Here is a 257-nt window from a genome sequence, read left to right as displayed (position 1 = left end):
CGATTGATCGGCGGGACCGGGTTCGCGCGCAAGCTCGCGGCGAGCCTGTTGGCGGGGTTGATCGTTCTCGCCGCCGCATCGTATGCATTGCTGGAGATACGGTTGTTTCCGGTGCATTCGCTCGGCGGCCGGGCCAGTCAGTTTGCGTTCGTGTTCGCCGTGCTGCTGGGCGCCTGCCTCGTGTTTCTCTGCAGGATCCTGTCGCTGTGGCTATATGCGCGGAGCCGACGCGCGTTCGTGAAGATGGCGTCGTTCGA

General features: G+C 64.2%; 1 pseudogene. It reads left to right on the top strand.

Going from position 1 to position 257, the window contains the following annotated elements:
* Window positions 1-257, top strand: a pseudogene (locus SB751_RS32625) (hypothetical protein); the annotation flags it as partial.

The sequence above is a fragment of the Cupriavidus sp. SIMBA_020 genome (assembly GCF_046535395.1).
Lineage (GTDB): Bacteria > Pseudomonadota > Gammaproteobacteria > Burkholderiales > Burkholderiaceae > Cupriavidus > Cupriavidus campinensis.
This window is presented reverse-complemented; position numbering and strand designations above follow the sequence as displayed.